The sequence below is a fragment of the Robbsia betulipollinis genome (genome assembly GCF_026624755.1).
GTDB classification, from domain to species: domain Bacteria; phylum Pseudomonadota; class Gammaproteobacteria; order Burkholderiales; family Burkholderiaceae; genus Robbsia; species Robbsia betulipollinis.
The window spans coordinates 1,403,263-1,417,436 of record NZ_JAPMXC010000001.1 but is presented as its reverse complement, the minus strand read 5'-3'; the positions used below and the strand labels follow the sequence as shown (position 1 = coordinate 1,417,436).

General features: G+C 63.1%; 14 protein-coding genes. 10 read left to right on the top strand and 4 right to left on the bottom strand.

Annotated features, from left to right (window positions below; all coding sequences use genetic code 11):
• Positions 1 to 4 precede the first annotated feature (4 nt).
• Together OVY01_RS06245 and OVY01_RS06240 are read right to left on the bottom strand one after the other, a co-directional pair.
• Positions 5 to 784: an SDR family oxidoreductase gene (locus OVY01_RS06245; RefSeq protein ID WP_267846479.1), complete on the bottom strand. Its 780-nt coding sequence runs from the start codon at positions 782 to 784 to the stop codon at positions 5 to 7.
• Positions 785 to 997: 213 nt separating this feature from the next.
• Positions 998 to 1,549: a GNAT family N-acetyltransferase gene (locus OVY01_RS06240; protein ID WP_267846477.1), complete on the bottom strand. Its 552-nt coding sequence runs from the start codon at positions 1,547 to 1,549 to the stop codon at positions 998 to 1,000.
• A 229-nt stretch (positions 1,550 to 1,778) separates the two neighbouring features.
• On the opposite strand from OVY01_RS06240, the gene OVY01_RS06235 reads away from it, so the two are divergent.
• The 6 genes from OVY01_RS06235 (at position 1,779) to OVY01_RS06210 (ending at position 6,503) form a co-directional block, all read left to right on the top strand.
• Positions 1,779 to 3,005 carry a hypothetical protein gene (locus OVY01_RS06235; RefSeq protein WP_267846475.1) on the top strand — a complete coding sequence of 409 codons (1,227 nt, stop codon included), beginning with the start codon at positions 1,779 to 1,781 and terminating at the stop codon, positions 3,003 to 3,005.
• Between the two features lie 115 nt (positions 3,006 to 3,120).
• Positions 3,121 to 3,303, top strand: coding sequence for a hypothetical protein (locus OVY01_RS06230; RefSeq protein ID WP_267846474.1), 183 nt, complete (start codon positions 3,121 to 3,123; stop codon positions 3,301 to 3,303).
• Positions 3,304 to 3,380: 77 nt separating this feature from the next.
• Positions 3,381 to 3,527: a hypothetical protein gene (locus tag OVY01_RS06225; protein ID WP_267846472.1), complete on the top strand. Its 147-nt coding sequence runs from the start codon at positions 3,381 to 3,383 to the stop codon at positions 3,525 to 3,527.
• Between the two features lie 218 nt (positions 3,528 to 3,745).
• Positions 3,746 to 4,804 carry an ABC transporter substrate-binding protein gene (locus OVY01_RS06220; RefSeq protein ID WP_432422188.1) on the top strand — a complete coding sequence of 353 codons (1,059 nt, stop codon included), beginning with the start codon at positions 3,746 to 3,748 and terminating at the stop codon, positions 4,802 to 4,804.
• Positions 4,805 to 4,865: 61 nt separating this feature from the next.
• Entirely contained in the window at positions 4,866 to 5,654 is a 789-nt protein-coding gene (locus OVY01_RS06215) for an ABC transporter permease (protein ID WP_267847681.1), read from the top strand.
• A 3-nt stretch (positions 5,655 to 5,657) separates the two neighbouring features.
• Entirely contained in the window at positions 5,658 to 6,503 is an 846-nt protein-coding gene (locus OVY01_RS06210; protein WP_267846468.1) for an ABC transporter ATP-binding protein, read from the top strand.
• A gap of 99 nt (positions 6,504 to 6,602) precedes the next feature.
• Here the strand turns inward: OVY01_RS06210 and OVY01_RS06205 are convergent, their stop codons facing one another.
• On the bottom strand, positions 6,603 to 7,331 hold the full coding sequence (locus OVY01_RS06205) for an IclR family transcriptional regulator (RefSeq protein WP_267846467.1): 729 nt from the start codon (positions 7,329 to 7,331) through the stop codon (positions 6,603 to 6,605).
• A 302-nt stretch (positions 7,332 to 7,633) separates the two neighbouring features.
• On the opposite strand from OVY01_RS06205, the gene OVY01_RS06200 reads away from it, so the two are divergent.
• The 4 genes from OVY01_RS06200 to OVY01_RS06185 are packed head-to-tail and all read left to right on the top strand — an operon-like array spanning position 7,634 to position 11,656.
• Complete coding sequence (locus OVY01_RS06200; protein WP_267846466.1) at positions 7,634 to 8,938, top strand: MFS transporter; 1,305 nt, start codon at positions 7,634 to 7,636, stop codon at positions 8,936 to 8,938.
• An 8-nt stretch (positions 8,939 to 8,946) separates the two neighbouring features.
• Positions 8,947 to 9,960 carry a ketopantoate reductase family protein gene (locus tag OVY01_RS06195; RefSeq protein WP_267846465.1) on the top strand — a complete coding sequence of 338 codons (1,014 nt, stop codon included), beginning with the start codon at positions 8,947 to 8,949 and terminating at the stop codon, positions 9,958 to 9,960.
• Between the two features lie 2 nt (positions 9,961 to 9,962).
• Positions 9,963 to 10,715, top strand: coding sequence for an SDR family NAD(P)-dependent oxidoreductase (locus OVY01_RS06190; protein ID WP_267846463.1), 753 nt, complete (start codon positions 9,963 to 9,965; stop codon positions 10,713 to 10,715).
• Between the two features lie 23 nt (positions 10,716 to 10,738).
• Positions 10,739 to 11,656: a polysaccharide deacetylase family protein gene (locus OVY01_RS06185; protein WP_267846461.1), complete on the top strand. Its 918-nt coding sequence runs from the start codon at positions 10,739 to 10,741 to the stop codon at positions 11,654 to 11,656.
• A 200-nt stretch (positions 11,657 to 11,856) separates the two neighbouring features.
• On the opposite strand, the gene OVY01_RS06175 is transcribed toward OVY01_RS06185, so the two are convergent.
• A complete protein-coding gene (locus tag OVY01_RS06175; RefSeq protein WP_267846459.1) occupies positions 11,857 to 13,890 on the bottom strand; it encodes a hybrid sensor histidine kinase/response regulator in 2,034 nt (677 codons plus the stop codon).
• Positions 13,891 to 14,174 lie beyond the last annotated feature (284 nt).

The following is a 14,174-nucleotide window of genomic DNA, read 5'->3' as shown; positions in this document are numbered from 1 at the left end:
GCGGTCACATGACCGGTGACAGATTCCCATCGACGTTGATGGACGTTCCCGTGACATAACTGGCGAGATCCGATGCCAGGAAACAGGCGACATTCGCGAACTCCTCGGCCGTCCCCACCCGCCCCAGCGGAATGCCTTTTCCCATGTCCGCGAGAAATTCTTCATAGGACCCGGGACCCGAATCCGCATGCCTTCTGACCCACTGGTCGCTTTCGATGAGACCCACATGCAGGGAATTGACGAGCACATTGTGCGGCGCACCCTCGCCCGCCAGCACCTTGGTCAGCGCCATACCGGCCGCACGCGATACCGCGGTAGGCGCGGATCCGGCCTTGGGCGCCTTCGCGCCGATATTCAGCACGTTGATCACCCGTCCCCAACGCCGCTCCACCATCTGTGGCCAGACCAGCCTCGTCAACCGGATCGCCGCAAAGAGTTTCAGATCGAGATCGGCTTGCCAGACCTCGTCGGTGATGGACGCGAACGGCCCGGTTTGTGAAGTACCCGCATTGTTGACCACGATATCGACGTGGCCGCAGGCCTGCATGACGCCCCGATAAGCGGATGCGATCTCATCGGCCTGGGTGACATCGCAGGGGAAAATATGCACGCGGCCTTTCGCATGCGACGCGAGCGCGTCACGCGCCGCTTCCAATACCTCGCGACGTCGCGCCAGCAAGGCAACATCGGCACCGCTTTGCACCAGCCTCGAAGCGATGGCCAGCCCGATGCCTTTACTGCCGCCGGTCACCACCGCCACTCTTCCCGCAAGATTGACTTCCATCGTTCACGCCCCTAAAAGATCGACTGGTTCTTTCAGTATAGGGACTTTGGATGCGGGAAACGCACGGTCATATCGCCCCATGGCTTTCCTTGCCCGTTCGGATCGGGTCCAGCGGGGGTAGATCGGACGGCGCACCGTCTGGGAGCCGTCCGTGCCCGGCCGTGGTGGACTGCTGTACGGCGCGCCGGGTACGAACGCACCCGGGACGGCACCTCACGCCATGTCGAACGATTTGTGCATATGGACGATGTCCAGCGCCGCGCCGTTGGGCAGCGGCACCGTTTCGGTGACGCCCGGCACATAGCCGTAACGGGCGTAGAGCTTCAGACCCGTGAGCGTGGCGCCGAGCTGCAGTTCGGTGAAGCCGAATTCACGCGCCGCGCCTTCGCAGCCCGCCAACAGGCGCGTGCCGAGACCCCGGCGCGCGTAGCGGGGGGAGATGAAGAAAGCGCGGATGCGTGCGGGGTCGACGCCCGGCACCAGCGCGCTGTCGTCGCGCTGCGCGGCCGCGTCGGCGCCGAACAAGGTCTTGCGCCGGCTCCAGCCGCCGCAACCGACGAGTTCACCGTCGACCTCGGCGACGTAATACGTGCCGTCCCGAATCAGTTGCCGATCCACGCCGAACACCGCGCCAAGCGCGCCCTCGCGTTGTTCCGGCGTATAGTCCTCGGCCTGCAGTTCCCTGACCGAGGCCTCGATCAGACCCATGATCGCCGGCACGTCGTCCAGACGCGCGAGGCGGATCGTCTCGTTTTCCACAGCCATTGCCTTCCTTTCTCTTCCGGTATGTGCGCTGCCTGCCATCCACTCTGTATCGATGGCTCGCGAGGGCGAAAGTCTAGCGCCGAAACCGCGACCACGGGTCGGATATCCGACGCGCGATTGCCACGGCGCATGTCATGCGAAGCACCGCTTTGCTTCGCCTCCAGCAATATCGCTTCGCATCCACATCGCCGGCGCCGCAATCGCTTGCGTTAAAAGTCCACTGAACACGGTGCCGCGATTCACCGCCGACGTCCGAACGACGCCATTCCAGCTCCTTAACTCGATTAAAATGCCACGTATCCATAAGACCGTTTCCGGGGTCGACGTCAACCCACCCAATGAACCAGACCGTACAAACGTCCGCTCGGGTGCGGCCGCGCCACGCAGAGCGCCGGATGCGCGACTTGCCAGCTTATACGACTCGGCGCGCGCACGTGGCACGGCCATCGCCGCAGGTAAAAGGGTTCGCGAACAAGTTCGCGTGCGATCGGTGGCACCTGGAATCATTCAGACGACGATAACCGCCCCGAAGCGAAATGAGGCATCGCTTGCCCCCGATCAAGCGCCGCTCATACGTATTCAAAACCTTTTGAAAGAAAAATCCGAATACACCCGTTTGACCGTCATCGGCGGAGCATCGGCGACAAGTGTGGCCGGTACGGCAAACGGTGCGGCGCCGCAGCGCCCGGAATCGCTGTCGGAAAACACCGCCGTTCCTGCTGCGGTGATCAATGGCGGGTACTTCATACACAAGCCCGGCTTATTGGGCGACAGCGGGCAGCCAATCCACGACATCGGGGTCCCGATCGGACCGACCTCCCATCGGCAGGATCATCAACCCATTTCCAGGACCTGGAAAAAGTATTACGGGCAGGTCAAGATCGACAACGAAACCGGACTCTGCAGCGGCCCCCTGCTGGCGCGCAACGGAAAGCAGGAACCCGTGCCATTCGGGAACCATGAGTTTCTCTATCGCCCGGACGGACGGAACGAGAACGAACTCAATCAGTACGGTGGCGCCATGACACCCAGTGGCGACCCGATCGAGCGCTCGGCGATCAGCGTCAATATGTCGGCATCGGGGACGCGCGGCGACGTCGTGATGCACGCGCTGACGGCAGGCGGGAGCCGGACCCGGGGGGCCACCATGGCCGATTGGCAAAAGCTGACGCGCATCGGCGCGGACTCCGCTCAGGGCCATGCCCATTCAAGCGGGACCGGAGGCAATGCATCGACACTTGCGCTGGATGGTGGCGGTTCCACCTATCTCGGCTTGCGGGACGAAAATGGCGTAACGACGCTGGTACATGGTCGCGGAGGCATATCAGGCGATTCGATCCGGCCAACGCCCAACGTCATCGTGTCGACCCCGGTGCTCGAACAACCCCACATTGTCCCGGCGGCGAACAATGGGCAGCGCATTTCGATCGATCAGGCACCGCAGGACGAAGACTAGCCCCACCTCGAAAACGAAGGACCCCGCATGTAAGCGGCGCGCCGCGCAATCCGGGTCAAGCGAGCGCGCATCCGTATCGTTACGAGGCCTACCACTTCAACAGGACCTATCGGCGATGTCTCTTCGCTCATTGACTTCCCTCTCGGAGGGTACCCTTCGCACCACCCGACTCGTTTCATTCGATGTGTTCGGCACCCTCATCGACGTTCGAAACGGCTCGTACGCGGCCTTTCAGAACATCCTCGATGAATCCGGCGGACAGCGCATCGACGTCAAGGCGTTCCGGGAACACGGGTAGACCGAGAATTCCTGCTTTCCAAATCCGGGCTGCCGCCCGACCGGATCCTGCACTGCGGTCAATCGCAGTACACCGACATGGTTGGCGGCAAACCGCTCGGCATTCCCATTGCCTGGATCAATCGACGCCACGTGGCCCTCGATCCCGTCGTTCCCGCGCCGGATCTCGAATTCGCCGGAATTGCGCCATTGCGCGAATTGACCCGTTTTACGAACGGCGGTTGAACCAGACCGGCGGGCGGCCGATATGCCGAGCGTAGGGCGTCGCCCACTTTCATGCCGCGAGAGATTCCCAGGGGAAGGTACCCGTTTCATCGGCACCAGCGGAGCGAGGATTTGCTCGGCCTCGAACGCGCCGCGACTTTTTTACCAGGTACACAAGCCTGTGTTTTTGTTCAGGTAGTCTCCATAGGACGTGATTCCCATTCGCCCCTGGAGTTTACATGCGTCGCTCGCCTCCCTCCGCCATCTCGGCGCCCGTGACAGAGACAAAGACAAAGACAGAGACAAAAACGGAGACGAGCGATCCGACTCGCCGGCGCATTTTGTTGACAGGCGCCGCCGCTGCGCTGGGTACCCTCGCGGCGCCCTGGGTGCATGCGCAAGGCACGCCGAAGGTTCGGATCGGGTACTGGCCGGTTGCCGCCGGGCTCCCCTTCTTTGCCGCCATCGAAAAGGGTTACTTCAAGGAAGCCGGACTGGATGTGGCGCCCCTGCGCTTCGCGGGCGCGCAACAGGTGATGGAGGCGATGCTGTCCGGTCGCGGAGATGGCAGCGCGAACGGTGTCGGCACGGCGAATCTGGGCATTGGCGCAATCGCCCAGCCCGGACTGTTCAAGATTTTCTGCACGAACCCCAGCAATGTGAAGAACGTACTCGAAGAGTTTCTGGTGCCGAAGGCCAGTACGGTGTCGAGCGCGGCGGGCCTGGCCGGAAAAAAAGTGGCATGCGGCCCGGGCATCCAGAACGTGACGTTGGCCAGGACCATGCTCGAACGTGCGGGGGCAAAAGGTGCCAACGTGATCGAACTGCCGATTGCGCAGCACGTGGCGGCCATCGCGGCCGGGCAGGTGGACGGCTGCTATACGCTGGAACCCACGGGAACGGTGGGTCGCTTGAACGGCACGACGCGCACGCTCGAAGCCGGCGTGGTGTCGCATTACATTCTGGGCGATCCCATGGCGCCCTGGCATGGCGGTGCCGCCACGCTGACCAGCGATTTCATCAGGAAAAATCCGGCCGCCGCCACCAGGTTCATTGCGGCGTACAGGCGCGGCGTGACCTTCGTGCGCGAACAACCGGACGACGCGCGGCAATACCTGAAGGGCTATACCGCGATAGAGGGACCGTTGACCCGGGAAGTCCCGCTGGCGGCCTACATGATGTACGACGAGTTCAAACCGAGCGACGCGGACTATTTCCAGAAATTCTACGACCTGTTCACCGACAGGAAAGTCTTCTCGCAGAAGGTGGACGTCCGCCCCCTTCTCTACAGGGCATGAAAAAATGAACAAGGTGCCCCCGCCGCGGCCCGCGGCACATCCGACCCCGCCCCCCGGGTGGATGCCCACGGCATCCACGGACGCTGCGCCCAAGCCCCTGTTGCTCGACCGGGTGCTTCCCTTCATCGGTCCGATCGTGCTGTTCATCGTCTGGGACCTGGTGGTGCGGGCCGGTCTGATCAAGACCATCCTGCTTCCCAGCCCGAAAGATGCGTTGGTCACCCTGATCGTCGGTCTGGCGGGAGGTTCCCTGTTGCAGGACTTTCTGATCACATGCGGCCGGACGCTGGAAGCGTTCCTTATCGCGGCCGTCATCGGCATGCCCCTGGGCATTCTGCTGGGCAGCAATCAGCGCGCGTACAGAAGCGTGGAGTTTCTTGTCGATTTCTTCCGCTCGACGCCGTCATCCGCATTGATCCCGCTGTTCCTGTTGATCTTTGGCACGTCGGATATCAACAAGGTGGCGATCGCTGCGTTCGGCGCCGTCCTGATCGTCATCTTCAACAGCGCCTACGGAGTGATGAACGCGCGCAAGCAGCGGGTAATGGCGGCCAGGGTCATGGGCGCATCGCGCTGGCGAATCTTCAGGGACGTGCTGCTCTGGGAAAGTTTGCAGCCCAGCTTTGTCGGCCTGCGCTCGGCGGTATCCATGGCGCTGGTGATCGTCATCGTAGCGGAAATGTTCATCGGCTCCGAAAGCGGCCTGGGGCACGCGATCATCGATGCGCAACAGGTTCTGAACGTCAAAACCATGTATGCCGCGATCCTGTCCGCGGGCTTGCTGGGTTACGTTTTGAACATCGTCTTCCTGCTGCTGGAGCGGCGCGTGGTGCATTGGAGCGGAAGATAAGCCATGATCGAAGCCACCGACGGACAATCGCGTCCCCTGCTCCATCCGGCGCCGTATGCCGATGTTCCTACTTCGCCATTCCGGCCGGGACCGGCAGGGACGCATATCACCATCCGGGGCTTGTGCAAATATTTCGCGGGCTGGCCGCTCTATGAAAACTTCGATCTCGATATTCCGAAGAACGGGATCGTTTCGATCTTCGGCCCCAATGGATGCGGCAAGAGCACGCTGATCAATATGATCGCGGGCCTGGTACCCATCGATCGCGGTGAAATTCTATTCGACGGCAAACCCCTGCGCGACACGCGGGTAGGGTATGTGTTTCAAAACTATCGGGAAGCGTTGTTCCCCTGGATGCGCACGATCGACAACATCGCATATCCGTTGATACTGGAGGGTAAAGGCAAGGCGGAAGTCGACAGACGCATGGCCGAACTGGTGGCATCCTTCGACGTCAGGTTCGATTTGAAGCGCTACCCGTATGAACTGTCCGGGGGTCAACAGCAAACCGCATCGATCATGCGCGCGCTCGCCCCGGGACCGGAGGTACTCTTCCTGGACGAGCCCTTCTCCGCGCTGGATTTCGAGATGACCCTGTTCATTCGCGAGAAACTGCAGGAGGTGTTCATGCGGACCGGTACGACCATGATGCTGGTCTCGCACGATCTGGAGGAAGCGGTGTATCTGGCGGACCATATATTGCTGCTGACGAAACGCCCGACCCGCGTCGCGGAAATGCTGTCGTACGACGAAGCGCGGCCTCGCACCGTCGACACCTTGTCACAGCCGCAATTCATCGCCACCAAGAAAGAAAGCCTGCGCATTTTTCAGCAGGAGATGCGCCGCTGATGGGTATGCGTGGCTTTCGGCGCTCGACACCGCCCGGCCGATTTCCCGTGAAACGAACCGCGCGGCCAGCGGGCCGGCTCACCCGCTTCACGCCGGATTTCAGCGTTCGATCACCGCTCGCAGCGCCGCCGTCTCGCGAAGCAGCGCGGCCACCACCGCATCGCGCTTCGCCCGAAAGCGCGCGGAAATGCACGAGATATTCAGTGCGATCAGCGGCCGCCCGGGCCCCGAAGAGAGGCAGGCGGCCGCACCCGTACCGCCGAGATCGGACTCGTCTTCGACCACGCAGTATGTGTCCTCTCCCGCCTGGCGGATGATCCCGCGAATACGCACCGGATCGGTAACGGTGAAGGAAGTCACTGCCACGACGGGCTGCTGGCCAAGGATCCGTTCGCGGTCGACGTCGCCGAGCGTGGACATCAGCACCCGGCCCATCGCCGTACAGAACGCCGGGAAAATGTGATTCTCGCGAGCTTCGTAACGAACAGGCTGGCTCGACAAAGACTGCTTCAGCACTTTCACGTTGCCGTCGTCCATCAGCAGCCCAAGACTCACCGTCTCGCCGAGCTCTTCGGATAACGCGCGCATCACCGGGTCGGCCATCGCGCACAGTCGTGCGATCCGGTCGCCGTTCCAGCCGAAGCCGTGCTCGCGGAAATAAGGATTCATGCAATAGGCGCCCTGTGCGTCGCGCATCGCGTAGCCGCGCGCGCACAGGGTTCGCAACAGCCCGAGCATGCTGCTTTTCGGCATGCCGAACGCCTGCGTCAGGGCGGCCAGCGTCACGGCGCCCTCGCGCTCGGACAGATACTCGAGCAGATCCAGCACCCGGGCTGCGGAACGAACCACATCGCTCATTGTTTTCTCTTCGCTATTCAGGTTCAGGCCATGCCGCCTGCGTTGTCACGGCGACGCGCCGGATGATACGCGACATCTCTTCACATCCATTCCGCCGGAATCCGGCGCGATCCGCCGATCAAGGTAGGTACTAACCCCTATATCCGCTCGAATTTGCGCATGAAAACATGTTTTTAATAATAAACGTCGTTCCTATATATGAACGATAGCACAGTCGGAATCCCCGTTGCATCCTTTCGGCAAGCGATCCATTCCCTCAAACGGCGGACCCAATGAGCATCACCGATACCCCTGCGGCAGCCACACTCGGTCAGCGCGACCGCCGGCCGGTGCGTCCGATCAAGCAACTCGCCGCGGCGATGATCGGCAACGTCCTCGAGTACTACGACTTCATCGTCTACGCGTTCCTCGCCGCGACGCTCGCCCGCAAGTTCTTCCAGGGTGACGAGGTTGCCGGGCTGCTCGCCAGCTTCGCGACCTTCGGCGTGGGCTTCCTCGCGCGTCCGCTCGGCGGGGCGATCATCGGGCGGATCGCGGACACGCTCGGCCGGCGCGTCGCGTTGCAGATCACCATCTTCGGCATGGCGCTCGGCACGGTGGGCATCGGCCTGTTGCCGACATACGACGCGATCGGCGTCGCGGCGCCCGTGCTGCTGGTCGTCCTGCGGCTGTTGCAAGGGCTGGCGGCGGGCGGCGAATGGGGCAGTTCGACCTCGCTGATCGTGGAATCGGCGCCGGCCGGCAAGCGCGGGATATACGGCGGCTTCGGCCAGGCGTCGATCGCGGCATCGAGTCTGTTGTCGAGCGTGGTGGTCACGGCGATCACCGGCATCTTCAGCGCCGCACAGATGGATGCCTGGGCCTGGCGTCTGCCGTTCCTGCTCGGCGGCCTCCTGCTGGTGGTCGGCGTCTACATGCGACGCACGCTCGAAGAAACGCCGGCCTTCCAGCGCGCGCAGCAGGAACCGGAGGTCGCGCCCACGGAGCGCGTCTCGCCGCTGAAAATGATGGCGACGGCGTTCGGCTTCACCATCATCTGGACCGTGTCGTATTACGTGATGCTGTCCTACATGCCGACATTCCTCACCAAGCAGGCCGGCCTCAGCCAGTCGCAAGCGTTGGCGTCGAACTCGATCGCGCTTGTCGCGCTGGTGCTGGTTACGCCGTTGTGCGGCTGGCTGTCCGATCGCATCGGACGCAGACCCCTGCTGCTGGCGTGCTGCGCGGCCTTCGTGGTACTCAGCTATCCGCTGTTCAGCGTGATCCTGGGTCGTCCGGGCTTTGCCACCGTGCTCGCAATCCAGATCGTGTTCAACCTGTTCATCGCCGCGTTCTCGGGCGCCGCGCCATCGGCGCTGTGCGAACTGTTCCCGACGCGCTCGCGCACCACGTTGCTGTCGATCGGCTATAGCCTCGCGACGGCCATCTTCGGCGGCTTCGCCCCGTTCATCGCCACCGCGCTGATCCAGAAGACCGGTTCTTCGATCGCACCCACCTATTACCTGATTGCCGCGGCCCTGGTATCCGGCGCAGTCGTACTCGGCATGCGCGAGACCGCGCACCATCCACTGAAGTAGAGGACTGCATGACCAAAGATATCCTGATCTGGGGCGCCGGCGCGATCGGCGGCACCATCGGCGCCTACCTGAAGCGGGCCGGCTACGACGTCACCTTCGTCGATGTCGTGACCGATCACGTCGAAGCGATCCGCACGCCGTTGCAAGGACTCGCGATAACGGGGCCCGTCGACGCATTCACGATGACGGCGCCGGCCTTCACGCCCGAAGAACTGACCGGCCGATACTCCCGCATCTTTCTGTGCGTGAAAGCGCAACATACCGTCGGCGCCTGCGAAACACTCCTGCCCTTCCTGGCCGACGACGGTTATGTGCTGTCGCTGCAAAACGGTCTGTGCGAGCGCTATATCGCCGAGACGGTGGGCGTCGCGCGCACGGTCGGCGCGTTCGTCAACTTCGGCGCGGACTGGCATGGCCCGGGCGAGATTCTGTACGGCAATCGCGGCGCCGTCGTGCTCGGCGAGATCGATGGCAAACAAACGCCACGACTCGAACGACTGCTCGCCGACATGCGCCACTTCGAGCCGGACGCGATCGCGACCGCCGACATCTGGTCCTTCCTGTGGGGCAAGCTGGGCTATGGCGCGCTGTTGCACGCGCAGGCCATCGGCAACCTCGGCATCGCGGACTGCCTCGCGCGCCCGGAACTGTTGCCCCTGTGGAAGCGCATCGGCAGCGAAGTGATGCGCGTCGCGCAAGCCGAACGCATCACGCCGCAGGGCTTCAACGGGTTCGATCCGGCCGCGTTCGAGACGCAGGCGAGCGATGAACAGCTGCAAGCCACGGTCGACGCGATGGTGGCGTTCAACCGGCCGAACGCAAAAACCCACTCGGGCATCTGGCGCGATCTCGCGGTGCGCAAACGCAAGACCGAAGTGGACATGCAGGTGGGCGAAGTCGTGCGCATCGGCGCGGTGCATCGCATCGCGACGCCCACGCTCGGCGCGCTGCAACACCTCATTCACGAGATCGAGGACGGCCGCCGTCCCCTGTCCGACGACAATCTTCTGGCACTGCTCTAAACATGGACATTTCCTTCGACGGTCAGGTCGTGGCCGTGACCGGCGCGGGCAGCGGCTTCGGTCAAGCGATCGCCTTGCAGTTTCACGCATTGGGCGCATCGGTGTTCGCCACCGATGTCGATCGGGAGGCGCTGGCGCCGCTGACCCGGCAAGGCATCGCGACGAGCGCGGTCGATCTTATCCGACGCGACGCTGCAGGCGAATGGATCGCGTCGATCGAGCGGGCGAGCGCCGGCAACGTGGACGTGCTCGTGAACAACGCCGGCGGTGTGCTGGGACACGCGCACAAGCCCATCGAGGAGGTCGGCGACGACGAATGGGACGGCATTCTCGCGGTCAATTTGGGGACCGTGTTCGCGGTGAGCCGCGCGGTCGCGCCCGGGATGAAGCGCAAGGGCAAGGCGGCGATCGTCAACATCAGTTCCGGCGCCGCGCTGCAGGCGTCGCTCACCGGCGTGCAAGCCTATTGCGCGTCGAAGCACGCGGTACTCGGACTCACGCGTCAACTGGCGCATGAACTCGGACCGTTCGGCGTTCGCGTGAATTCGGTCGCGCCCGGCTTCGTGCGCACGAACGCCGCGACCGAGGCGCAATGGCATGCGATGGGTCCGGAGAAACAGGCCGCGTTCATGCGCAGCATCGCACTGGGCCGTCTCGGCACGCCCGAAGACATCGCCCATGCCGTCGTATGGCTGGCTTCTCCGCTGGCCGCCTTCGTGAACGGCCAGATCATCTCCGTCGACGGCGGAAAATAAATCGCACTCCAGGAGCATCGAACATGAACGACGTAGCGAATCCGCAGAGCCCCCTCGAGCCGTGGCAATGGCCGGAAGCGCAGTGGCGCAAGACGGTGGACCACGTGCGTGCCGGCGCATCGTTGCGCCCGAACCGCTGGCCTGGCGATGCGCCGTGCGCCGTGGCGCTCTCGTTCGACAGCGATCACGAGACGAACGAACTGCGCGACGGCGGAAAATCGTACGGGCGCATGAGCTGGGGCCAATACGGCAATCGGGTCGGCATTCCCCGTATCGAAAGGATATTGCAGAAGTACGACGTGTCGGCCAGTTTCTACGTGCCCGCGGTGTCGGCCCTGCTGTATCCCGAGGAGCAGAAGCGGCTGGTGGAAAGCGGCCACGAAATCGGTCTGCACGGCTGGATTCACGAACTCAACTCGGTGCTGTCCTATGAGGCCGAGAAAGACCTGATGCTGCGGGCGTCCGACGCCTTGACCGGGATCACCGGCGTGCGGCCTGTGGGCATGCGCACGCCGTCATGGGATTTCAGCCCGCATACGCTGCGCATCGCCGTGGAAATGGGTCTCGAATACGACTCGTCGCTCATGGCCGACGAAGACTGTTACGAGCTGCTGCTCGACGGCGAGCCGACCAGCGTGGTCGAACTGCCGGTCGAATGGATTCGCGACGACGCGGTGTACTTCTCGATGAATCGCTTCCAGTCGCTGCGACCTTACACGCCGCCGCGCGACGTGTTCGAGATCTTCCGCGCGGAGCTGGACGGTGCACTGGAAGACGGCGGTCTGTTCCAGTTGACGATGCATCCTCACATCATCTCGGCGCGTTCGCGTATCTGGATCATGGAAGAGATCATCCGCTATGCGCGCGAACGCGGCGCCTGGTTCGCGACGCACGCGGAAATCGTCCGCTACGCCAAGCACCATGCGCAGGGAAACGGATAAAACGGCGAATCCATCCAGCCGGGGCGATGGCAACCACGCACGTGTTCGATTACATTGAAAGGTTCTGCAACCCAATCGCCGACACGGCTTCGTGAGCAACCTGTCGCCTGGGGAGTTTGAGTGGCGCGGTGCGTTGAACGGCTTGTCGGTGTCTATCAAACTCTGGCCGGTTCAGTAAAGCGCGCTGCTCGCACATACTGTCAGGCAGACGCGTGGAGCAACACCCGTACCCGCTGCGTCAGGTCGTCCATCGGGAAGGGCTTTTTCAGAATGTGCAGGTTGCCGTCCGGATGGTCAGCGCTGAGCACGGTATTCTCCACGTAGCCGGTGATGAACAAGACCTTGACGTGCGCATGCCGCGCGCGCACGGCATCGGCGACCTGACGGCCGTTGAGTCCGCCGGGCAGGCCAACGTCGGTGATGAGCAGATCCACCGAGCCGCCGGCGTCCAGCACCGCAAGCCCTTCCGGGCCGTTGGCGGCCTCGGCGACGGCATAGCCAAGTTCGCGGAGCACATCCGCGATCAGCATCCGCACCGTTGGTTCGTCGTCGATCAGCAGAATCGTTTTGTCGGTTGCCGGCGCGAACATTTCGTGGAGTGCGGGCACCTCCTCTTCCTCGGCTGCTTCGCCAAGGTAGCGCGGCAGATACAGGCGAACCGTGGTTCCCTTGCCCACTTCCGAATAGATATGGGCCTGGCCGCCGGACTGCCGGACGAAGCCGTAGATCATCGAGAGCCCCAGGCCGGTTCCCATGCCCAGGGGCTTGGTCGTGAAAAACGGATCGAAGGCGCGCCGCACCACCTCCGGCGGCATGCCCGTGCCCGAATCTTCTACCGACAGCACCACGTAGGGCCCGGGCGAAATGTCGAGCCCGTCGGTCCGCGGGCCATCGAGCCACATGTTGGCGATCTCGATGCGTAAGGAGCCGCCGTCGGGCATGGCATCGCAGGCGTTGAGGCACAAGTTGAGCAGCGCGCTCTCCAGCTGATGCGGGTCAATCAGGCTCAACCATGGACTAGCCGTCGCGATGACCTCGAGGGCGATGTGTGGGCCGGTGGTGCGCCGGATGAGCTCCGCCATGCCCGATACCAACTGTTCGACGCGTACCGGTTTGGGTTCCAGCGTCTGCCGGCGGGCGAACGCCAGCAGACGATGCGTCAGAGCGGCGGCACGCTTGGCCGAGTGATGCGCCGCGCCGACGTAGCGGTCGAGCTCGCCGAAGCGGCGGGCGGCGATGCGGCGCTGCAAGAGTTCCAGACTGCCGGTAATGCCCGCCAGCAGATTGTTGAAATCATGCGCCAGACCACCGGTCAATTGGCCCACCGCCTCCATTTTCTGGCTTTGGCGCAAATGGTCCTCGGCCTGTCGTAACGCCTCCTCGTGCCGCTTGTTTTCGGTGATGTCGCGACCCACTGCGGTGATTCGGCTTTCGCTCACCACCGAGCGCCAACTGATCCAACAGTACGCGCCGTCCTTGCAGCGGTAGCGGTTGATCACGCTCACGGTACCGTCCCTTGGCACGTTCGCCGCAAACCGCTGCCGCGCGGCGGCGGTGTCCTCCGGGTGGAGGAAATCGATGTAGGACCGACCGAGTAACTCGCTTTCCGACCAGCCAAGCATCTGCGTCCAGGCGGGATTGACCGCGATGATGGTTCCTTGGAGGTCGCCGATCACCATGAGATCAGACGACAATTGCCACATGCGGTCGCGGTCCTCGATGCCTGCGCGGACTTGTTCCGCAAGGTCCGTCGCGAAGCCCCGCAACCGGTTTCGGGCGTCGACCTGGACCGTAGTCTCGACAACCGTATTGAGCACGCCGACGATGGCACCCGTCTCGTCGCGCACGGGGCTATGGCAGAAAGTGAAATAGGCGTGTTCCCGATGACCGTGCCGCGTGGTGTCGAGCGGAAAGTCCTCGACGAAGGTGGCTTCGCCGATGAGAGCGCGCGACACGATGGGTGCCAGTTCGCCCCATGCCTCGGGCCAGATCAGCGAAAACGGCTGACCGAGCGAACGCTGCCGATAGCCCAGGATCGACAAGAACGCGTTGTTGTAGAGGGCGATCAGCTCGCCCCCCCACATGAGACACGTCGGAAATCTGGACGACATGACCATGTCCAACGCGACGCGCAGTGCCGGTTGCCACGAAGTCATCGGACCCAGCGCCGTGCGCGACCAGTCGAACGCCGTGATGGCTTCGGCCATCGGGTCGCCCGGAAGCATGGAATCCATGGGATTACGAGTAGGCATGATTCAAAGAACCGCTGGCGTTAAAACGCGGGAAAACATGCGGAGGCACGTTCATCAAATGCACGATTTGCCCGGTTCACCTTGCTGAAGAGCGCGCGGTGCAACGCTTCGGACGCCCACTGGAAAGGATGGGCGGTCGCTGCCTGGCGTGTATTCCATTGTACTGCGGTCGACGCATAGCCATCCGACAATTCCGTCAAAGGGACGGCCCGACCCACAGGTCAGCCAGGGTATTGGCAGTGCTTCGCTCGTTCTTGCCGCCGGCC

Coding starts and splice junctions, on each gene's coding strand:
- OVY01_RS06245 (WP_267846479.1), bottom strand. CDS start 784: ATGGAAGTCAATCTTGCGGGAAGAGTGGCGGTGGTGACCGGCGGCAGT.
- OVY01_RS06240 (WP_267846477.1), bottom strand. CDS start 1,549: ATGGCTGTGGAAAACGAGACGATCCGCCTCGCGCGTCTGGACGACGTG.
- OVY01_RS06230 (WP_267846474.1), top strand. CDS start 3,121: ATGTCTCTTCGCTCATTGACTTCCCTCTCGGAGGGTACCCTTCGCACC.
- OVY01_RS06225 (WP_267846472.1), top strand. CDS start 3,381: ATGGTTGGCGGCAAACCGCTCGGCATTCCCATTGCCTGGATCAATCGA.
- OVY01_RS06220 (WP_432422188.1), top strand. CDS start 3,746: ATGCGTCGCTCGCCTCCCTCCGCCATCTCGGCGCCCGTGACAGAGACA.
- OVY01_RS06215 (WP_267847681.1), top strand. CDS start 4,866: ATGCCCACGGCATCCACGGACGCTGCGCCCAAGCCCCTGTTGCTCGAC.
- OVY01_RS06210 (WP_267846468.1), top strand. CDS start 5,658: ATGATCGAAGCCACCGACGGACAATCGCGTCCCCTGCTCCATCCGGCG.
- OVY01_RS06200 (WP_267846466.1), top strand. CDS start 7,634: ATGAGCATCACCGATACCCCTGCGGCAGCCACACTCGGTCAGCGCGAC.
- OVY01_RS06195 (WP_267846465.1), top strand. CDS start 8,947: ATGACCAAAGATATCCTGATCTGGGGCGCCGGCGCGATCGGCGGCACC.
- OVY01_RS06190 (WP_267846463.1), top strand. CDS start 9,963: ATGGACATTTCCTTCGACGGTCAGGTCGTGGCCGTGACCGGCGCGGGC.
- OVY01_RS06185 (WP_267846461.1), top strand. CDS start 10,739: ATGAACGACGTAGCGAATCCGCAGAGCCCCCTCGAGCCGTGGCAATGG.
- OVY01_RS06175 (WP_267846459.1), bottom strand. CDS start 13,890: ATGGATTCCATGCTTCCGGGCGACCCGATGGCCGAAGCCATCACGGCG.